Origin of the sequence: Streptomyces sp. BK239 (genome assembly GCF_004217285.1) — a bacterium.
GTDB lineage: Bacteria > Actinomycetota > Actinomycetes > Streptomycetales > Streptomycetaceae > Streptomyces.
In genome coordinates this window covers 304,419-324,747 of the sequence record NZ_SHKS01000005.1, presented here as the reverse complement: position 1 = coordinate 324,747, position 20,329 = coordinate 304,419, and the positions used below count along the sequence as shown (strand labels likewise).

Annotated in this window: 15 protein-coding genes; 4 read left to right on the top strand and 11 right to left on the bottom strand. The window is 73.2% G+C overall.

What is annotated here, in order from left to right; translation table 11 throughout:
* Positions 1 to 31: 31 nt before the first annotated feature.
* The 3 genes from EV567_RS17930 to EV567_RS17920 form a co-directional block, all read right to left on the bottom strand.
* Positions 32 to 559 (bottom strand): DoxX family protein, encoded by a 528-nt coding sequence (locus EV567_RS17930; RefSeq protein WP_130441183.1) that lies wholly within the window; start codon positions 557 to 559, stop codon positions 32 to 34.
* Positions 560 to 710: 151 nt separating this feature from the next.
* Positions 711 to 1,988, bottom strand: coding sequence for a hypothetical protein (locus EV567_RS17925; protein ID WP_130441181.1), 1,278 nt, complete (start codon positions 1,986 to 1,988; stop codon positions 711 to 713).
* A 219-nt stretch (positions 1,989 to 2,207) separates the two neighbouring features.
* Complete coding sequence (locus EV567_RS17920) at positions 2,208 to 3,002, bottom strand: class II aldolase/adducin family protein (RefSeq protein ID WP_130441179.1); 795 nt, start codon at positions 3,000 to 3,002, stop codon at positions 2,208 to 2,210.
* Between the two features lie 97 nt (positions 3,003 to 3,099).
* Between EV567_RS17920 and EV567_RS17915 the strand changes: the two genes are divergently transcribed.
* Positions 3,100 to 3,738, top strand: coding sequence for a hypothetical protein (locus EV567_RS17915; RefSeq protein ID WP_242620875.1), 639 nt, complete (start codon positions 3,100 to 3,102; stop codon positions 3,736 to 3,738).
* A 45-nt stretch (positions 3,739 to 3,783) separates the two neighbouring features.
* Positions 3,784 to 4,290 carry a pyridoxamine 5'-phosphate oxidase family protein gene (locus tag EV567_RS17910; protein WP_130441177.1) on the top strand — a complete coding sequence of 169 codons (507 nt, stop codon included), beginning with the start codon at positions 3,784 to 3,786 and terminating at the stop codon, positions 4,288 to 4,290.
* Positions 4,291 to 4,302: 12 nt separating this feature from the next.
* Here EV567_RS17910 and guaA read toward each other — a convergent pair whose 3' ends face one another.
* Positions 4,303 to 5,883 carry a glutamine-hydrolyzing GMP synthase gene (gene guaA / locus EV567_RS17905; protein WP_130441175.1) on the bottom strand — a complete coding sequence of 527 codons (1,581 nt, stop codon included), beginning with the start codon at positions 5,881 to 5,883 and terminating at the stop codon, positions 4,303 to 4,305.
* A 397-nt stretch (positions 5,884 to 6,280) separates the two neighbouring features.
* Here guaA and EV567_RS17900 point away from each other — a divergent pair, with 397 nt between their 5' ends.
* Positions 6,281 to 6,562: a chorismate mutase gene (locus tag EV567_RS17900; protein ID WP_130441173.1), complete on the top strand. Its 282-nt coding sequence runs from the start codon at positions 6,281 to 6,283 to the stop codon at positions 6,560 to 6,562.
* A 568-nt stretch (positions 6,563 to 7,130) separates the two neighbouring features.
* Here the strand turns inward: EV567_RS17900 and EV567_RS28230 are convergent.
* On the bottom strand, positions 7,131 to 7,448 hold the full coding sequence (locus EV567_RS28230; protein ID WP_242620874.1) for a hypothetical protein: 318 nt from the start codon (positions 7,446 to 7,448) through the stop codon (positions 7,131 to 7,133).
* Here EV567_RS28230 and EV567_RS17895 point away from each other — a divergent pair.
* On the top strand, positions 7,426 to 8,199 hold the full coding sequence (locus EV567_RS17895) for an LPXTG cell wall anchor domain-containing protein (protein WP_242620873.1): 774 nt from the start codon (positions 7,426 to 7,428) through the stop codon (positions 8,197 to 8,199). The two genes, EV567_RS28230 and EV567_RS17895, sit on opposite strands and share 23 nt — an antisense overlap.
* Before the next feature lie 185 nt (positions 8,200 to 8,384).
* On the opposite strand, the gene EV567_RS17890 is transcribed toward EV567_RS17895, so the two are convergent.
* The 6 genes from EV567_RS17890 to EV567_RS17865 form a co-directional block, all read right to left on the bottom strand.
* Positions 8,385 to 10,163: a GMC family oxidoreductase gene (locus tag EV567_RS17890; RefSeq protein ID WP_130441169.1), complete on the bottom strand. Its 1,779-nt coding sequence runs from the start codon at positions 10,161 to 10,163 to the stop codon at positions 8,385 to 8,387.
* A 72-nt stretch (positions 10,164 to 10,235) separates the two neighbouring features.
* Positions 10,236 to 11,867, bottom strand: a complete 1,632-nt coding sequence (locus EV567_RS17885) for a succinic semialdehyde dehydrogenase (RefSeq protein ID WP_130441167.1) — start codon at positions 11,865 to 11,867, stop codon at positions 10,236 to 10,238.
* Between the two features lie 118 nt (positions 11,868 to 11,985).
* Positions 11,986 to 13,602: a serine/threonine-protein kinase gene (locus EV567_RS17880; protein WP_130441165.1), complete on the bottom strand. Its 1,617-nt coding sequence runs from the start codon at positions 13,600 to 13,602 to the stop codon at positions 11,986 to 11,988.
* An 85-nt stretch (positions 13,603 to 13,687) separates the two neighbouring features.
* Positions 13,688 to 15,457: a serine/threonine-protein kinase gene (locus tag EV567_RS17875; RefSeq protein ID WP_130441163.1), complete on the bottom strand. Its 1,770-nt coding sequence runs from the start codon at positions 15,455 to 15,457 to the stop codon at positions 13,688 to 13,690.
* Between the two features lie 104 nt (positions 15,458 to 15,561).
* Entirely contained in the window at positions 15,562 to 17,388 is a 1,827-nt protein-coding gene (locus EV567_RS17870) for a serine/threonine-protein kinase (RefSeq protein WP_130441161.1), read from the bottom strand.
* 166 nt (positions 17,389 to 17,554) lie between these two features.
* The gene (locus EV567_RS17865) at positions 17,555 to 20,200 is read right to left on the bottom strand and encodes a protein kinase (protein WP_130441159.1); all 2,646 of its coding nucleotides are present in this window, start codon (positions 20,198 to 20,200) and stop codon (positions 17,555 to 17,557) included.
* Positions 20,201 to 20,329: the final 129 nt, after the last annotated feature.

Here is a 20,329-nt window from a genome sequence, read left to right as displayed (position 1 = left end):
GAGGGGGGCCGCCCCGGCCGGCCCTGAGTGATCAGTAGCCGCCCGTTCGCTGTCGCTTCCTCGTGCGCCAGACGGCGTCCACGGAGAGGACGGGAGCGCCGGCGAGCACCAGGGGCAGCCAGGCCATCAGGTAGGCGAGGTCGTTGCCGTAGTAGTAGGGGTCCGAGGCCCAGCTCACCGTCAGCCAGAGGCTGAGCGAGATCAGGGCTCCGCCGAGGGCCGCCAGCCGGGACAGGACGCCCAGGAGGGTGCCGATGCCGACGGCGAGTTCACCGAAGGCCATGGCGTAGCCGAAGCCGACCGGGCTCTTCAGGGCCAGGTCGACGAGGGCCGGGATGGCCGAGGAGTCGCGGACCGCGCGCATCGTGTCGCCGATGGAGCCGGCGCCGCTGCTCTGCACGAAGGCGCTGTCGGTGAGCTTGTCGAGACCGGCGTAGATGAACGTGATGCCGAGGAAGACCCGCAGTGGGAGGAGGGCGTACCGGGTGGCGGTGTCCCGCCAGTCGCTTCCCCCGTCGAGGTAGGGAGGGTGTGTGTCCGTCCGCATGCTGTGCGTCATCGCCCGTAGCCGCCTCTCGCCCGACGTGGTGGACCCCTCGAAAGACCTTACGTACGAAATAGGAGGTGCGCTCACAATGTGGCCGTGGTTTCTCGGCGCGTTGCGACGCCGGCGGGCGCTGCGTGCCGCGCGCAGTGACGGTGAGCGCCGGTCAGTCCGTCACGTCGATCGTGCAGCGGTTCGTCTCCACACCGGCGGCGGTGACCACCTGGACCTCCACGCGGCCCGGTTCGACGTCCGCCGGGACGGGGACGGTGAGCAGTGCGTCGGCGGGGTTGCTGAAGCCGCCCGTCACGGGGACGAGGGGCACATGGACGTGGACCGTGCCGATGCGCACGACCATGCGGGAGAGACGGTCGGCGGTCTGCGCGCCGGGCGGGACGAAGCCCGCGCCGCGGATCTCGATGTCGTCGCCGGTGCGGATCGGGGCGTCCAGGTCGCCGGCCTCGCGGGAGCGGACGACGGAGAGGATGACGGGGCGGCCGCCCTCGGCGTACTTGCCGGCGAGGTAGGTCGCGGCGGAGACCAGCACCACCACGGCGAGTCCCCAGGGCAGGTCGGGCAGTTGGTCGGGGCGGCGGGCGAGGCGCACGGCGGCGAAGACGACGGCGACGGCGCTGATCACGACGTACTGGATGTCGGCGAAGGCGCCGCGGCCGGAGTCGTCGGTCAGCAGGTCGGCGGCGCGCGGCCGGTGGGCGCGGATCTTCTGCAGGCGCTGGCCGAGGACGCGCAGGCCGACCACTCGACGCACCAGCACGGCGATCCCGCAGACCACGGCGAGGACGGTCACCACGCCGGCGCCGCGTTCGAGGGCGAGACCGGAGATCAGCGTGTCGCGTTCGTGCGGACCGGAGGCGGCGGCGAGCCGTCCGGCGAGGACGAGCACCGCGTACGCCACGAGCAGGACCCAGGCGGCCGCGACCGCGCGGGAGGTGGACAGGCGGTTGTCCTCGCCGATGACGGGGGCCAGTGCTCCGCCGCGAGCGCGGTGGAACCAGGAGGCCGCGGTCAGCGCGCCGGCGACGGCGAGCGCGGCGAGCAGCCCGGCGGTGCGGGCGTCGCTCCAGCCCGCGCCGACCGCGGTGAGGGACTGCGTCAGCAGCAGCGCGAGGACCGCCGCCCACACCGTGTACGTCGTGCGCAGCCAGAGGCGGGCGAGCCAGGCCTGGCCCTCGGCGCGGCCGCGTTCTGCGACGAGCTCGGCTGACTGGGCCAGTTCCTCGGAGACCCACTGGCGCGAGGCGGAGACCGAGTGGGCGACGGCGGCGGGCAGTCCCTGGCCGGCGGCGAACTCGTCGCGCCGGGACAGGAACGCGGCCACCGCGCGCCGGTGGCCCTCCCGTGCCCCGTGCGGGCAGTCCCCGCAGGCGCAACCGCCGGCGTGCGCGCCCGTGTCCGGGCCCTGTCGCGCCTCCTGGACCGCCATGTCCGATGCCTGCCTTCCCCGCGACCTTCACGACCGGCGGCCCTCGAGAATTTCGGCCACGGTCCTGCTGAACAACTCGCCTGCGATGAGAGCGAATTGTGCCCTACGGCACACCGTCCGGTTTCGGCGGGTCTGGTCAGCGCGGGTGAAGGGTGTTTCGCGGAGTTGACCGGGTCGGAAGTGCGCCCGGCGGGGTGGACGCCGGGTGCGGGCCCGGGGTCAGGACAGCAGGTCCGGTTCGCTGCGGCTGATGTCCTGCCACAGCGGCTGGTAGTTGATCCATGCGACCAGGTCGCCGCCGAGCTGCTCCCGGGTGGCGACGGCGGCCCGGTGGTCGATCAGCACCGGGCGGCCCGCTGCGCGGGCGGTGAGCTGGACCTGGCAGGAGCGTTCCATCGACAGGAACCACCAGGCGGCCGCGTCCACCGAGTCGCCGACGGTGAGCAGGCCGTGGTTGCGCAGTACGAGCGCCTTGCGGCTGCCGAGCGCGGACGCGATGCGCCGGCCCTCCTCGGTGTCGACGGCCACGCCGGTGTAGGCGTCGTAGAGGGCGTGGTCCTCGTAGAAGGCGCAGCTCTCCTGGGTGATCGGGTCGAGCAGTTCGCCGAGGGCGGCCAGGGCGCGTCCGTGCACGGAGTGGCAGTGGGCGACGGCGACGACGTCGGGCCGTGCGGCGTGCACCTGGGCGTGCACGGTGAAGGCGGCCTGGTTGACGTGGTAGCCGCCTTCGACGACCTGACCGTCGGCGTTGGCGAGCACCAGGTCGCTCACCGTGACGTGCTTGAACGGCATGCCGAACGGGTTCACCCAGAAGCAGTCGCTGTACTCGGGGTCGCGTGCGGTGATGTGCCCGGAGACCCCGTCCTCGAAGCCGAGCCGTCCGAAGATCCGCACCGCGCCGGCCAGCCGTTCCTTGCGGTGCCGGCGCTCGTCCTCGACCGAGTCGTGCATCGGCGGCATCGCGAACCGCAACCGGTCGGTGGGCAGCGGGGCAGGCGGCGTGGGCCCGTGCATCGGTCCTCCAGACTGGGTTGCCTTACGTTGCGGAAGTTACCGCCGGTCAGAGCAAAAGGGCAGAGTCGTTATGTAAAGATGACGATTTCCGTCATCCGTGGAGCACGTCTTGTCCCTCGCCGACCGGCACCTCACGTATCTCATGCGCCAGATCGCCACGCGCAACGCCTTCGTGCTCATGCACCCTTTCGCGGAGTTGAAAACCTTCGCCGCCCAGGTCTACGTGGCCGAGTGCTACGGCTTTCGGTACGAGCGCGTCGAACTGGTCGGCCGGCAGCGGATGGTGCACGTCCATCTGGTCCGCGATCCCAGCCCCGCGGCACGGCAGCGGGCCGCGGTCAACTCGGCGGCCTTCCCCGATCTGGGCCCCGGCCGGCCGGTCCCGGGGATGCGCCCGGGAACGCTCACACCGCTGCCGGAGGCCCAGGCGGACGTCGATCTGCTCACCGACCTCATCCGCTACGAGGGTCTGGGCCATGCCGCCAACCAGGCGCAGCTGAAGGCGATCGCCTGGGGCTCCGCCGTCTTCTTCGCGTTGCTGGCGGCTCTGAGCGGCAAGTACGCCGTCTGCCTCACGATCGCCGTGCTGCTCCCGCTCGGCGCGCTGGGAGTGCTGCGCTTCAACACCGCCCGGCGCGCGAAGCTCGCCGAGCGGCTCACGGCGGCGGGCTGCACGACCGTGCGGGACGCGGAAGGGCAGGAACGGTTCGTACGCCCGGAGCGGTACGCGGTCTGAACGACGCGGGTGGGGGATGACGGGTGGCGGCGGCAGACTCGTCGTATGACATCCAATGGTGGGACGCCTGAGGGCGGGGCGGTGAGCTGGGCGGGGTTCGCCGCCGAGGCGCCGGAGTTCGCGGCGGTGGTGGAAAAGCGGTTCGGGGGCTTCGTCCATCATGTGCTGGCGACGTTGCGCAAGGACGGTTCGCCCCGCACCAGCGGGCTCGAAGTCCGGTTCATCGGCGGACAGTTGTGGCTCGGCATGATGACCGGTTCGCTCAAGGCGCTCGATCTGCGCCGGGATCCGCGGTTCTCGCTCCAGGCCAACCCCGGGGAAGGCACCGACATGGGCGGCGGGGACGTCCGGATCAGCGGGCGGGCCTTCGAGGTCGGCGACGAGGAGGCGACGAAGGCCGGATACGTGGAAGAGGTGGGACCGCCGGAGCCGTTCCACCTCTTCCGCACCGAAGTGACGGAGGTCGTGCGGACCTACGTCGAGGACGACACGTATCTCGTCGTCCAGGTCTGGAAGCCCGGAGAGCCGGTGCGCACTCTCAAACGGACCTGAACCCCGGAGGGGTCACTCCCACTCGATGGTGCCCGGAGGCTTCGAGGTGACGTCGACGACGACTCGGTTGACGTCCCGCACCTCGTTGGTGATCCGGGTGGAGATCTTCGCCAGCACGTCGTACGGGATACGGGACCAGTCGGCGGTCATCGCGTCCTCGGAGGAGACCGGGCGCAGCACGATCGGGTGGCCGTAGGTGCGGCCGTCGCCCTGGACACCCACGCTGCGGACGTCCGCGAGGAGGACCACCGGGCACTGCCAGATCTCACGGTCGAGGCCGGCGGCGGTCAGCTCCTCGCGGGCGATGGCGTCGGCGTCGCGCAGCAGGTCCAGGCGGTCCTTGGTGACCTCGCCGACGATCCGGATGCCGAGGCCGGGACCCGGGAACGGCTGGCGCTGGACGATCTCCTCCGGCAGGCCGAGCTCCTGGCCGACCATGCGGACCTCGTCCTTGAACAGCTTGCGCAGCGGCTCGATCAGCTTGAACTCGAGGTCCTCGGGCAGACCGCCCACGTTGTGGTGCGACTTGATGTTCGCGGTGCCGGTGCCGCCGCCGGACTCGACGACGTCCGGGTACAGGGTGCCCTGGACCAGGAACTCCACGGCCGGGCCCTCGTCCGCGATGATCTCGGCCTGCGCCTGCTCGAAGACGCGGATGAATTCGCGGCCGATGATCTTCCGCTTCTCCTCGGGGTCGGAGACCCCGGCGAGGGCGTCGAGGAAGCGGGCCTCCGCGTCCACGACCTTCAGCTGCACGCCGGTCGCGGCCACGAAGTCCTTCTCGACCTGCTCGGTCTCGCCCTTGCGCATCAGACCGTGGTCGACGTAGACGCAGGTCAGCTGGGAGCCGATGGCCTTCTGGACGAGGGCGGCGGCCACGGCGGAGTCGACGCCGCCGGACAGACCGCAGATCGCGCGCCGGTCGCCGACCAGCTCGCGGATCGCGGCGACCTGCTCCTCGATGACGTTGCCGGTGGTCCAGTCCGGCTTGAGGCCCGCGCCCCGGTAGAGGAAGTGTTCCAGGACCTGCTGGCCGTGCGTGGAGTGCATGACCTCGGGGTGGTACTGGACGCCGTAGAGCTTCTTCTCGTCGTTCTCGAAGGCGGCGACCGGGACGACGTCGGTGGACGCCGTGACGGAGAAGCCCTCGGGGGCGGCGGAGCAGGCGTCGCCGTGCGACATCCACACGGCCTGCTCGGCCGGGGTGCCCTCGAAGAGGGTGGACGACGACTTGGAGACGTGCAGGTCCGTGCGGCCGTACTCGCGGGCGCCGGTGTTGTCGACGGTGCCGCCGAGGGTCTGCGCCATCAGCTGGAAGCCGTAGCACATGCCGAAGACGGGGACGCCGGCCTCGAAGAGCGCGCCGTCGAGGCGGGGGGCGCCCTCCTCGTACACGGACGAGGGGCCGCCGGAGAGGATGATCGCCGCCGGGTTCTTGGCGAGCATCTCCGTCACCGGCATGGTGCTCGGCACGATCTCGCTGTAGACCCGCGCCTCGCGGACTCGACGGGCGATGAGCTGGGCGTACTGCGCGCCGAAGTCGACGACCAGGACGGTGTCGGGGGCGGCGGCAGCGGGAGTCGCTGATGACACGGGAGCCTTCCGGCGGTTTGGGCTGGTCTCTGTGCTAGCCGAGTCTACCGAGGTGGCGTGGGGACAGTCCCGCCGCTGGGGGCTGCCGCCCCCGGACCCCCGTTTCGGCGCTGGACGGGCTCGTCCTCAGGCGCAGGACGGGCTGATCATCCGGGCGGGCGTCTCAGGATCCGAGCGCCTTTGGCCGCCGCCCCCACGCCGTGCATACTGGCCGCATGCTCGCGCACACGACCTTCGTCTTTACCTATGGCACCCGGCCCGCCGGCTGCCGTGGTCGTGCTGCTCGAAGCAACTGACGAGCGACTTCCCCAGACGCCCCGGGCCGACAAGGCCCGGGGCGTCTGGCGTTCTCCGGGGCTTGCCGGGCCGGGCCGCCTTCCACCCCAAGGAGCCCTCCATGACCGTCCTCGACGTGACCGGCGCCCGTACCCCCGAGGCCGCCGACGTGATCAGCGGCGCCCGTGAGCGCATCGACGCGCTCGACGACCGGATCATCGGTCTGATCCAGGAGCGGATGGCCGTCTCCGCGGTGATCCAGGACGCCCGGCTCGCCTCCGGCGGCCGCCGCGTGAACCTCTCCCGCGAGATGGAGGTCCTCGGCCACTACAGCGAGGCCCTCGGCAAGCCGGGCACGTCGCTCGCGATGACGCTCCTCGAACTGTGCCGCGGTCGCATCTGAGTTCGGGACCGCTCTCACCCGTACGGCGCGTGACCGGCCGGGGGCGGGTTCGTTGGTCCCGGTGTCCGTACCAGCCAGGTGCGGGCCCGGAAGAAACCACGCGTGGCTCGCTGGAGCGATGAGACGCACGGATCGCTGTCGTGCGTCGTGGGACCTCGCTCCGGGGATGTGACCGGACGGCAGGGGACAGCAGCCCGGTCACCCAAGAGAACGGCCGGCCCCGGGGACGCCCGGGGCCGACCGGCGGAAACCGTGAGAACGCACAAGGGGCGGGTCGAACGGTTGCGGGTACCGCCTTCATCCAGCACGATGCACAGAAGGCCCCGAACAGCCGAAACTCCCCCAGATCGTCACCCCGCACCAGGGGCGACACCCATACCAGCGGCGCAACCCCCCGGCGCCGCTCCCAGGCACCGGCGCTGCCCTGACGCCGGTGCTGACGGAAGAAGGGCCCCGCGGATCCGTCCCGCGGGGCCCTTCGCCATGCCTGGAAGACCGTGATGTGACGCGGGACACATAAAGATCGTGTGAGAACAGCACAACTGTTCACAGCTTCAACCCGTCACACCTACTGCACACGGGTCACTCCTGCTCTACACGAGGTCTTCATGAAGCTCCGCCGCGCCATGGTCACCATGGCGGCGACCGCTGCCATCGCACCGCTCGCTCTGCTGTCCGGGCCCGTCGCCTTCGCCGACGACAGCACCCCGTCCCCGAGCGTCTCCTCGTCCGAGAGCAGCTCCGCCTCCGCCTCGCCCTCCGAGGGGTCGAGCGCCGACGCCTCCTCGTCCACGTCCCCCAGCCCTTCCGGCTCCGTCTCGGCGTCGCAGAGCGGGAGCACCGCGAGCTCGCCGTCCGCGTCGGTGTCGAGTTCGTCGAGCACCAAGCCGTCACCGTCCGCGAGCGCACCGGCCGGTGACGAGGGCGCCTTCGACCCGGAGACCGACTGCGAGGACATGGAGCTCGACGAGGACCTCTCGGCCGAGGTCACCGGGCTGCCGAACAAGATCGTCGCCGGTTCCGGCTGGCACGACTTCGAGTACACGGTGAGCAACGACTCCGCCAAGGACCTCAAGGACCTGTACATGGAGGTCATGCTCGAGTACGGCGACGACACGGACGCGTCCCTGGTCGAAAACCTCGCCGTCATCCAGGTCAAGGAGGACGGCAAGTGGACCGACGCGTACCAGGACTCCTACGAGGACGAGAACGGCAAGCAGGTCAACCTCACGGGCACCTTCACCGGCCTGCTGGACGTACTGGAGAAGGACAGCTCCGCCTCCCTCGACCTGCGCATCCAGGTCAAGGCGTCGGCGCCGGCCGGCACGGCGTTCGCGCTGAGCGGGGCCGTCTACGCCGGCAAGGACTCCGCGTGCTACGGCAACGGTGACTTCTACGACGTCGAGATCCTCGCCGCCGGCGGCGAGCCGGGCGACGTCGACGACGCGAAGCCCAACGGGGACAAGCCCACCGGCACCGAGGGCACCAAGGTCCAGGGCGGCGCCAAGCCGATCAGCGGCAGCCTCGCCCAGACCGGCTCCGGCTCCGCTCTGCCGGTGATCGCCCTGGCCGGCGGCGTCACCGTCCTCGCGGGCGCGGGCGTGGTGTTCGCGGTGCGTCGCCGCAAGACGGCGTGACCCCGAGCCGGCGCTGAGAGCCGGCCACGGACGAAGAGGGACCTGCACTCGGAGGGGGGCGCAGGTCCCTCTTTCACATGCGCCCCCGCCAGGAGCACCGCGCGCCCCGCGCCAAGAGCACCCCGCACCCCGCCCGATCTCACAGTGCCCCCACGCCGGGCGCCCCGCACACCCCGCGCACCCCGCTACTTCTTCGGCGGCACCGCCGGCATCCCCAGGAACGGCAGCCGCAGCGCACCGAAGGCGTCCGCCGGGACCGCCGGCGCCTTCGGCTCGACCGGCTTCAGACGCTCGTACACCGCGCCCTGCGCCGGACGCGGGTCCTCCTCGCCCTTGTTGGGCCAGAAGGACATCGCGCGCTCCGCCTGGGCGGTGATCGTCAGTGACGGGTTGACGCCCAGGTTCGCCGAGACCGCGGCACCGTCGACCACGGAGATCCCGGGGTGGCCGTAGAGACGGTGGTAGGGGTCGATCACGCCGCTCTCACGCGAGTCCCCGATGGGGCAGCCGCCGAGGAAGTGGGCGGTGAGCGGGGTGCCCATCAGTTCGCCCACGTTGGAGCCGGCGAAGCCGTTGATGTCGGCGGCGATCGCGGAGGCCGCCTCCGAAGCCGCCCTGATCTGCTTCGGGTTGGGACTGCCGTGCCCCTGACGGGCCGTCAGCAGACCTCTTCCGGGGCCGGACTGCTTCAGGTATGTCGTGAGCGAGTTGTCCAGGGACTGCATCACCAGGCCGATGATGGTCCGCTCCGACCAGCGCCGGTTGGACAGGGAGCGCAGGACGAGCAGGGGGTGACGGGCGGCGTGCGCCAGCCAGCCGGCCACCCTCGACGAGCCCTCGGCGTAGGGCACTTGGAGGATGGACAAGCCGCCCATCGAGTTGGAGCCCTTGCCGTAGCGGACCGGCTCGATGTGGGTGTCGTCGTCCGGGTGGATGGAGGAGGTGATGGCGACGCCGCGGGTGAAGTCGACCTTCTGGTGGCCCGTGGCCCTGCGGTAGCGGCGGTCGTCGGTCTGGGCGCCCACCAGGGCCTCGGAGTTGGTGCGGGTCAGCTCGCCGAGCCGGTCGGAGAGGTACGGGAGCCGGCCGCTCTCCTTCATGCGGTGCAGGAGGGTCTGGGTGCCGTAGGTGCCGGCGGCGAGGACGACCCTGCGGGCCGTGAACGTCCGCCCCCCGCCCTTGCGGCGGTCGTCGGTAGGCAGGGTGGCGATCGCGTAGCCGCCGCGCGAGTCGTCCGTGACCGAGACGACCGTCGTCAGCGGGTGCACGACCGCGCCCGCCTTCTCCGCGAGGTACAGGTAGTTCTCGTTGAGGGTGTTCTTCGCGCCGTGCCGGCAGCCGGTCATGCACTCGCCGCACTCCGTGCAGGCCTTGCGGGCCGGACCCGCCCCGCCGAAGTAGGGGTCCGGCACCTCCTCCCCCGGCTTCGCCCGCGCCGACCCGTCGGCGTCCTGCCCGTCGCCGAAGAACACGCCCACCGGCGCCATGTGGAAGGTGTCCCCGACGCCCATCCGCTCGGCGGCCGCCTTCAGATGCACGTCGGAAGGGGTGGTCGTCGGGTTGAGGCGGACGCCGAGCATCCGGCGGGCCTGGTCGTAGTACGGCCGGAGCTCGTCCTGCCAGTCGGTGATGTCACGCCACTGCGGGTCCTCGAAGAACGGCTTCGGCGGGACGTAGAGGGTGTTGGCGTAGTTGAGGGAGCCGCCGCCCACGCCCGCGCCGGCCAGGACCATGACGTTGCCCAGCAGATGGATGCGCTGGATGCCGTACAGGCCGAGCCGGGGCGCCCACAGGTAGTTCCTGAGGTCCCAGGAGTTCTTCGGCAGCGTGGCGCGGGTGAAGCGGCGGCCCGCCTCCAGGACGCCCACGCGGTAGCCCTTCTCGGTGAGGCGGAGGGCCGTCACCGAGCCGCCGAAGCCCGATCCGACGACGACCACGTCGTAGTCGTAGGTGTCCTGTGGCACGTGCTCTCCTCGTCGAGAACGGGTGTTCCTGCCGAACGGCCGGCGGGCCCGGGCGCCCCTGCGGCCCGGGGACTACTTGAACCGGAGGGTCTTCATCAGCTTCAGGCTGCGGCTCATGAACTGCGCGTACTTCTCGTCGTCCATGCCGAGCGAGGGCGCCATCGGCAGCAGGCGCTGGTGGGCCACCGTCTGCGCCTCGGTGTACTTGAGGATGCCCTCGGAGCCGTGGCGGCGGCCGAGGCCGGAGTCCTTCATGCCGCCCATGGGGGACTGGACGCTGCCGTAGGCGGACGCGTAGCCCTCGTTGACGTTGACCGTGCCGGTGCGCAGCCGGGCGGCGACGTCCCGGCCGCGGCGCGCGCTCGTCGTCCACACGGAGGCGTTGAGCCCGTACGGCGTGGAGTTGGCGCGCTCGACCGCCTCGTCGTCGCTCTTGAAGCGGTAGACGGAGACGACCGGCCCGAACGTCTCCTCCGTGCACACGCTCATGGAGTCCTCGACGCCGTCGAGGATGGTCGGCTCGAAGAAGTACGGGCCGATGTCGGGGCGCGCCACACCGCCCGCGATCGCCTTCGCGCCCTTGGCGAGGGCGTCCTCCACGTGCTGCTCGACCGCCTTCAGCTGGCGCTCTCCGGCGAGCGAGCCCATGTCGGCGCCGTAGGCGAGGGAGCTGCCGAGCCGCATGGCACGGGTGCGGGCGGCGAAGCGCTCCAGGAAGGCGTCGGCGATCGACTCGTGGACGTACAACCGCTCGATGGATATGCAGAGTTGGCCGGCGGAGGAGAAGCACGCGCGGACCGCGCCCGCGGCCGCCTTCTCGATGTCGGCGTCCTCGAGGACCAGCATGGCGTTCTTGCCGCCGAGTTCCAGCGAGACGCCGATCAGGCGGGCGGCGGCGCCTTGCGCGACCTCGCGGCCGGTGCGGGTGGAGCCGGTGAAGGAGACGTAGTCGGCGTGCCGGACGACCTCGGGGCCCACGACCGGGCCCTCGCCGAGGACGACCTGGAAGACGCCCTCGGGCAGGCCCGCCTCGACGAGCAGGTCCCGCGCCCACAGAGCGGTCAGGCAGGTCTCGGTGTCCGGCTTCATGACGACGGCGTTGCCCGCGGCGAACGCCGGGAGCGCGTCGCCGACGGACAGCTCCAGCGGGTAGTTCCAGGGCGCGATCTGGCCGACGACCCCGCGCGCGTGGCGCAGCTCGGTGACCTTCGTCAGCGTCGGTACGGCGCCGGTGTGGCCCTTGGGCCTCAGGTAGGCGGGGGCCTTGCGGCCGTAGTGCCGGGCGGCGACGGCGACCGCCTGCACCTCCTCGTGGGCGTGCAGCCGCGCCTTGCCGGTCTCCAGCTGGATCAGGTCGAGGACCTCGCCCTGGCGCTCCAGAATCAGGTCGTGGAAGCGGAGCAGGACCGCGGCACGCTCGCGCACCGGGACCCGCTCCCAGACCCGCTGGGCGGCGCGGGCCGCCTCGTACGCCTTCTCCACGTCCTGCGGGGTGGACTCGGGCAGGTCGGCGAGCTTCTCGCCGGTGAAGGGCGTGTGGTTGGCCGTGCGCCCGGAGCCCACGACGCCCTTGGTGAGGTGGGCGACGAGCTGGGGGGTGACCACGTCCGCGGCGGTGCGGACGCCGATGGGGGCGGGGGCGAGGGGATTGGTACCGGCCGGGGTCTTGGCGCCGGTGCTGTCCGTGGCCTGCGAGTCCGTCATGAGGCGCAGGGTATGACGCCCGAAGGCCTTTTGGTACCCGTCGGTAATAGTCGTTCACCGGGTGCGCACACGACGCCAGTGGTCACTGGCAGCAAAGCCGCTGATCAGGCGGCGTGCATCAGTGTTCACCGACGCGGAGGCGGTCACGGGCCGACCGGAAAACCGCGGCGCCGCGTTCCTCTTCCGGCGTTCCCTTGGGCATGTCCACGCGCAGTTCGTACAGTCGCCGGTCGTCGGTGCGGACGAAGAGTTCGAGGACGCGGGCCGCACGGCCGGCGGGACCGCGGGTGGTGTCGGTGAGGACGGCCTCCTGACCGCGGAAGCTCGTGACGGTGGTCAGCGTCCGCGCGCCTCCCCCGGCACGGCTCCACGCCTCGCCCGCCTGCGCGGCCCGCTCCGCCGGGGAGGCGGGCGCACGGTCCCACTGCGTGAGCCGTACGACGAGGGGGCCGGCCGAGTAGACGACCACCCGGGGCTCACGCCCGCCGCCGCTGCCCTGCCGGGCCGTCTCCCGGTAACCGGCGGGTAGGGAGAGGACGGCGCCCATCGCGGGCTCGGGGTGGGCGACCCAGGACGACCCGGTCCGCTCGGTGCTCGCCCCGCTGTCGGGCTCGCCCACGAAGGACGTCCCGAGCCAGGCGCCTCCGGCGAGGAGGAGCGTGAGGAGGGTCAGGGGCAGGGGGCGGCTGTGCAGGGGGCGGCGGCGCGGCGACGGATCGGGGGGCGGGGTGGGAAGCGGGGCGGCCGTCCGTTCCTCGGAGGACGCCACGCGCGGGTCGTCGGACGACGGCTCCGCCTTGCGCCGCCTCGACCCCCTGGGGCTTCTCGGCTGCTTCTGCCCCCTGGGGTTCCTCAGGCTCCTGGCGTTCCCAGGGCGCGGGCCGGGCTCGGGCGGCGTCCGCCCCTCCGCCACCGCCTCCAGCACCGCGGCGGCCTCCGTCGCGGACGGCCTGCGCTCGGGGTCCCGCTCCAGCAGCCGTACGAGGAGCGGGCCCAGCGGGCCGGCCTCCTTCGGTTCGGGTCGCCCGTCCGCGGAGCCGGCGTGACCGGGGGCGCGCCCTTCCACGGCGGCGTACAGCAGGACGCCGAGCGACCACAGATCGGCGGCGGGCCCGGCGGCCCCCAGCCCGGACGTCCGCTCGGGCGCCACGAACTCGCCGTGGTCCAGAAGGAGTTGGCTTTCACCCTGCACGGGTGCGTCCTCACCCTGGGTGTCGGCGATGCCGAAGTCCGTGAGGACGACCCGGTCGGGCGGGGCGAGCAGGACGTTCGTGGGTTTCACGTCCCGGTGGACGATGCCCACGGCGTGCGCGGCGCGCAGGGCCCCGAGGACGGCGAGGCCGATGCGGGCGGCCTCGGACGGCTTCAGCGGGCCGCGCCGCAGGACCTCGTCCAGGGACTCGCCGCGGACCGACTCCATGACGATCCAGGGCAACGCGTCCTGGCGGCCCTCGTCCTCCTCCATCACCACGTCGTGGATGGCGACCGCGGAGGGGTGGTCGACGCGGGCGGCGGCGCGCGCCTCCCGGTACAGACGGTGGGCGGCTCTGCGCTGCTCCTCGTCGTCGGGGTCGTCGGGCGAGTGGGGCCGCTTGACGGCGACTTCGCGTTCGTCGATCTCGTCGTGCGCCCGCCAGACGGTGCCCGTGACGCCGGAACCGATGCGTTCCAGCAACCGGTAACGCCCGCCGACTATCCGGCCCTTGTCGTCTTCGGGCTCCCCGTCGTCAGTCATGTCTCATGACTACCACGAAGGGCCCGGCGTAGACCGGCACGACGTGTGGCGGGCGTCGCAGGGCGGCGGGACGGACTCCTGGGCGTCAGGCGGGGACCAGCGTGTCGACCGCCACGTCGAAGTACTCCCGCGCCTGCCGGACTTCGCCGACCGGCCCCGACACCCACACGTCGTACATCCGGCCGTCCTCCTCCCAGCACAGGTCGTAGGTGTGCCGGCGCCCCTCCGTCACGCTGAAGCCGTCCCAGCTGAACTCCCAGAGCGCGGCGGGCCGTCCGTCGCGCGTGGTCTCGGTGACACGGCCGTCGCGGTAACCGGGGTAGTTGTCGCCCCCCTTGGCGGCCGAGCGCCGCATCACGCCGAGCGGACCGCCCCGTTGGGGCGCGGAGATCTTGATGCCCAGGCGGAACCTGTCACCCTGCGACATGTAGAAGACGCGCTCGCCCTGCGGGACGCGGGTGAACCCGTCCGGCACGGCGAGCGCGAACCCCGCCGGGTCGTCGGCGACGCGGTACCCGGAGGGCGCGGAGGGCCGTTCCCTGCCGGACGCCCCGCTCGTCCGCGAAGGGCCCGCGCCGGTGGCGTCCGCCCCCTTGGACGATCCCGTGGACGACGGTCCCGTGGAGGAAGTTCCCGAAGACGACGTCGTGGGCGGCGACCCCGTCTGTGACGCCCCCGTGGGCGAGGCGCTCGTGGGCCGTCCCGGCGCGGAACTCGCCGTCGGGCCGCCGTCGTTGGCGCCCTGGTCCACCAGCAGCGCCGCCGCGGACACCCCGGCCCCCGCCATCGCGGCGACCAGCAGCGCCGCCACCAGCACGCCCCTCGGGGAGCGCTCCCGGCCGGAGCCCGCCTCCTCGGGGAGCGGGGGCTGCCGCAGCGGCACGTCGGCCTGCGTGGGCGTGTACCCGACCGCCGCCCGCGCCGACGGCGTACGCCCGGTGTGCAGCCAGGCCGAAGCCGTGCGCCCGGTGTTGCGCCACCCCGACAGCGTACGTCCGGTGTCCCGAGCCGTCTCCGGCGTGCGCCCGGTGTCCAGGAAGGCGCGCAGCAGGCGCTCCGCCTCCGCCGCGCCCAGCCGCCGGTCGGGGTCGCGCTCCAGCAGCCCCCGCACGACGGGCAGCAGCGGCGCGGCCTGCGGGGGCGTACGGATCTCGGCGAAGACGACGGCGTGCAGGATGCCGCCCAACGAGTCGCGCCGGAAAGGCGATTCACCGCTGAGCGCGGTGCACAGCAGCGCGCCCAGGGACCACAGGTCGGACGCCGGACCGGTCCGCTCGCCGGACATCCGCTCGGGCGCGGTGTACTCGGGCGAGCCGACGAACGACCCGGTTTCGGTGAGCGTGGTGGCCCCCGCGACCTGGGCGATCCCGAAGTCGGTGAGGACGGCGCGGCCGGTGCCGGCCTCGATCAGGACGTTGGCGGGCTTGATGTCCCGGTGCAGCACTCCGGCGGCGTGCGCGGCACTCAGGGCGCCGAGCAGGTCGGCGCCGATCCGGGCCGCCTCGCGCGGCTCCACGGGGCCGCCTTCGGCGATCCGGTCGGCGAGCGAGCCGCCGTCGACCAACTCCATCACGATGTAGGGACGTTCGTCCTCCTCGACGACGTCGTGCACGACGATGATGTGCGGGTGGCTCAGCTGGGCGACCGCGCGGGCCTCACGCAGCGTCCGGTCGCGCCGGCCACGGGCCTCCGCCGCCGAGAGCGCGTCGTCCTGGACCAGTTCCTTGACGGCGACGCGCCGCCCCAGCAGCCGGTCGGTGGCCCGCCAGACGACGCCCATGCCACCGCGCCCGAGCCTCGTCTCCAGCCGGTAGCGGCCGGCGATCACCCGGCCGTCGTCCCCCTCGGTCCCCATGCGCCCCATCATGCCGCACCGGACGGCACGCCTCCGGGGCGGCGACCGGCCAAGTCACACACACGGCCGGAGGGCGCGGAGCGGAGGGCGGCGCACACTCCGGCTCAGGAAGCGCCCGCCGGTTCGCGCCAGCTCCGCAGCACGGACTTGAACTGCTGGGCGGCGGTGTCCCAGTCCTCGGCCGGCGAGGACATGTAGATCACGTATTCGGTGCCGTCGCGGGCGATGTACGTCTCCTCGATCGCGCGCCGCGGGCCGGGGAACTCCGTGTCCTTGGCCTGCGCGGTCCAGGAGTACTCCCACTCGGCGCCGTCGCGGTCGCGGTAGAGGTTCCGCTCCAGCGTGACCCGCTTGTAGTCGACCAGCCGCTGCAACTGCTGTTCCAGATCGAGCTGGTGAGCGAGCGGGTCGGCGAAGTCCGGGGAGGCGTCGATGGCGATCCGGACGAAGTGCTCGCCGCCGTCGGGCGTGTAGTCGATCTGTTTGAGGTCGCCGGCGTCCTGGAACATCTGGCGCTTCCAGCCCGGGGGCAGGGAGAGCCCGAAGCCGAGGGGGTCGGTCACCTTCTCCCAGGAGTCGGGCACCGCGCCCTGCTCGGCGCGCTTGCCGGTGGGCGTCGGCGAGGTGCCGGGCGTGGCGGCGCCGGCGGTCGAGCGCCGGCCTTCGTCCCACTTCTGCAACGTCAGCGCCGTACCGCCGCCGACCAGCGCGGCGACGACGACCACGAGCGTGAGGTTGCGCAGTTTCCGGCGCCGCGAGGAGCGCGTGGGCTCGGCGGGGGCCCGCGAGGAGTGGACCGCCACCGGCGGCACCGGGCCCGGACCGGCCGGGGCCGCCTGGCCGACGGGGGGCCGGCCGACAGCGGTCGGGACCGTCCCGTACGGCTGGTGCCCGGACTGGGCGTGGGGCTGCGTGTCGTGCCGGTGCCGGCCGGGCGCCTCGCCGGAGCCCGGAGCCGCAGCCGCCGCTTCCGCCGCCGCAGCGCCGTACGAGCCTGCCGTGCCGGTCCCCTGATGACCGCCCGTGCCCGCACCCGCGCCCGTGCCGCCCGTCCGGTAGCCGCCCGTGCCGTCGCCGGTGAACCGCGTCGGAACGAACGCCTGGGCGCCGCTCGGACGGCGGCCCTCCGCCGCTTCGGCGAGCAGTTGTTCGGCCTCGGCCATGGTGGGCCGGTCCGCCGGGTCCTTGCGCAGCAGGGCCGTGATCACGGGTTCGAGCGGGCCGGCGTGGCGCGGCTCCTCGGCCTCCTCCTCGACGACCGCCTGGAGGGTGGTCAGCGGCGAGGTGCGGCGGAACGGCGAACGGCCCTCGACCGCCGTGTAGAGGGTCGCGGCGAGCGCCCACAGGTCGGAGGACGGGCCCGGGTCCTGGCCGCGGACCCGCTCGGGCGCGAGGTAGTCGACGGATCCGACGACCTCTCCCGTGCGGGTGATGGTCGTGTCGCCCTCGATCTGGGCGATGCCGAAGTCGGTGAGCAGGACCCGCCGGTCGTGGGCGAGGAGCACGTTGCCGGGCTTGACGTCACGGTGCAGGACGCCGGCGGTGTGCGCGGCGCGCAGCGCGCGCAGCACCCACAGGCCGATCCGCGCGGCCTCGGTGGGCTCGACGCGTCCGTCCTCCTTGACCGCGTCGGCCAGCGAGCGGCCCTCGACCAGCTCCATCACGATCCAGGGACGGCCGTCGTGTTCGAGCACGTCGTGCACGGTGACGACGGCCGAGTGGTTGATCCGCGCGGCGGCGCGGGCCTCCGCCCGGGTGCGTGCCAGCAGGACGGCCTGGTCGCTCTCGGAGACGTACAGCGCGGCGGTCAGTTCCTTGATGGCGACGGCCCTGTGCAGCAGCTCGTCGTGCGCACGCCACACACGGCCCATGCCGCCGCTGCCGATCGCGTCGGCGAGCCGGTAGCGGCCCGCGATGAGCGAGCCCTGCATCTGATTCACGTTGCCCCGCAATGTTCTTGACAGGGTCAGCGTAAAGACCGTCACCCCTTCGGGGAACAAGCGGGGTGGCAAGGAAACCGCACTGTGACGGTTGTCGCTTCCTGGCCGGAACGGGAACCGATCGCGCTTCGGGCCTGTCGCGAAAGCCCCGTCCGGCTCAGCCGGTGTACCGGTACGTCGCCGACGCCTGCTCGAACAGCCGTGTCACCTCGTCGCGCTCGGCCGCCGGGCCGCGCACCTGGACGACGTGGTAGCGCCCGTCGAGGAGCAGTGCGAGGTTGCGCACGAACAGCTCGCGCCCGCCGGCGCCCGTCCATGTGAACTGTCCCTCGGCCATGGTCCGTCCGCCCACCTGGATGGTCCGCAGGCCCGAGGCGGTGGCCCAGCTGGAGTCGCGGTACGGCTGGAGTTCGCTCTCCTTCTCCCGCTGGTAGACCATCGGGTCGCCGCCGAACCGGGCGGCGGTGTCCCGGCCGGGGACGAGGATCAGCTCGAAACCGCCATGGGAGTACACCACTTGACCGCGCCCGTTCCTGGGCGCGCGGTCCCAGCCGTTGGCGACGGCGACCTGGAACCCCTCCGCGTCCTTGCGCACGGTGAAACCCGGGGCGGCGCCCGCCGCGGACCCGGCTGAGCCGGACTGCGTCGCGGGCCCTCCGGACTCACCCGAGCCACCGGAGGCCGGGGCGGAGGCGCTCTCGTCGGCCGACGGCGAGTTCTGGTCGGGCCGGGGCGCGCTGCTCGCGTCGGGCGCCTGTTCGGCCTGGCCGGCGGCCCCGGTGCGGTCGGCTCCGGGCGTGCCGCCCGAGTTCTCCTCGCCGGCCTTCGGCATGAACAGCACGGCGTACGCGATCGCCGCGGCCATCGCCAGCAGTATCAGCAGCAGCAGTGTGCGGCCCAGGCTGCGGGGCGAGCGGCCGCTCTCCTCGCGGGCCCGCTTGTGCCGTCCGCTGGTCGCGGGCAGACCGGCGCGCCGCCTGCGCACCAGCTCACCCCGGCGGCGGACGATCGGCAGCCGGCGCGGATCGGTGGGCGGCGCGGCGACGACGTACGTGCCCGCCTCGGGCTCGGGGGCCGAGCGCACCAGCGAGCGCAACCAGCCGCTCAGTTCCTCGAACTCGGGCCGCTCGGTGGGGTCCTGACGCAGCAGCGACTCCACGACCGGGCGGAGCGGGCCGCACTCCTCGGCGAAGGCGGGCGGTTCGGCGCACACCAGCTGCACCAGTTCCGCCGTCGAGTCCTCCGGGTACGGGGCGTGTCCCTGGACGGACCTGAACAGGAGCGCGCCGAGCGCCCACAGGTCGGTCGCGGGTCCGATGGGCGCTGCCAGCTGCCAGTTGTCGTGCACGGGGCCGGCCTGTTCCGGTGCCCAGCGTTCGGTGACGGGGCCGACGACGGCCATCCGCGCCTGTCGTGCCCGTTCGGCGGCCAGCGCGGTGCCGGGCCCCCGGCGCACCCCGGCCCCGGCCGCCGGCTCGTCCCATCGCGCGCCGGCGAGGGTCTCGCCGGCGGCCGCGACGCCCTGCGGCGGCACGGGCACCGGCCCGATCTCCGTCCTGCCCGGAGCGTGCGCCCCGCGTGTCCCGTAGGGGTCGGCGATCTGCCCCGGCCGCGCACCTCCGCCCGGGCTCCCGGGCGGCTGCTCCCGGCCGGTACCGAGGGCGTACGGCGCACCGGGCACGCCGGTGGCCCGGGCGTCGCCCTCGGACGACGTGCGCGCTCCCGGCAGCGCCGCCCGCCCGCTCTGCTGGGCCTCCTGGACCCGGGCCGCCGCCCGCGCGCCCGCCCGGTACGCGGCGATCGCCCCGGCGCGCGCGGCGCGGACGTCCCCGCCGGTCTCCAGTGCTCCGGGGGCCGGTCCGCCGGACGCCCCGTCGGCGTCGGCGCGCTCCGGGCCGGCCGGCGGCAGCCCTCCGGCCGCCCGCGCCTCGATCGCCGCCCGGCGCGCGGCCTCGGGGTCGCCCCCGTCGGCTCCGCCCGGGAGCTGCCCCGCCCGATGCCCGCCCGGAAGCGGCCGCGCGTGCCCTGCCGTGCCGCCCGCCGGACCGGCCGGACCGCCGAAGCCGGGCGGACCGCCGAAGCCGGGCGGACCTCCGAGGCCGGCCGGACCGGCGCCCGGACCCTGCCCCGGCCCCGCGCCCGACAGAGCGTCAAAGCCCGTACCGGTGTCCTCGTTCTCCTCCTGCGGCACCGGGTCGTATCCGCACAGCGCCTCCTCCGCCGCGCCGACCGCCAGGCCGGTCAGCATGACCCGGCCGTCGTCGCAGACGAGGACGGTGCGTGCGGTGATGTTGCGGTGCACCCAGCCGTGCGCGTGCAGCACCCGCAGCGCCATCAGCACGTCGGAGGCGACCTCGGCGGCCCGGTAAGGCGTCAGCGGCCTCTCGGCGAGCAGCGCCGCGAGCGGTCGTGCCGCCACCAGCTCGCTCACCACCCACAGCGAGCCGCCCTCGGCGAACACGTCGAAGACTTGGTCGAGCCGGGGGTGGTCGGGGATGCCGGCCGCGGCCTGCGCCGCGTCCACCGCGCGCCGCACGACAGGATCGGCGGGCCTGCGCGTACTGGCCCCCGCGCGTCCCGCAGGCCGCCGGGCGCCGGGCGTACGCGCCGTGAACCCGTCGGGCAGCCCTTCCGCGTCGAGCACCTCAGCCTCGACGACCTCGGGCAACGGCACCTGCCTGACCAGGACTTCCTGCCCGCTGTAGGTGTCGAAGGCCCGGGTCTCGGCGAGTTCGTACTCGTCGGAGGGCGGCAGCGGCAGGCGGTAGCGGTCGGCGAGCACCCGTCCCGCATAGTCGTCCACGATGCCTCCCCCGGCCGCCCGGTCGATCAATTCCGTTCGTCCCGCGGTCCGTTCCGGCCGGATCCGGCCGAACAGCCGGATGCGTACGGTCCGCAGCCACTCACGATACGTGCCGGAGGCAACTCGCAA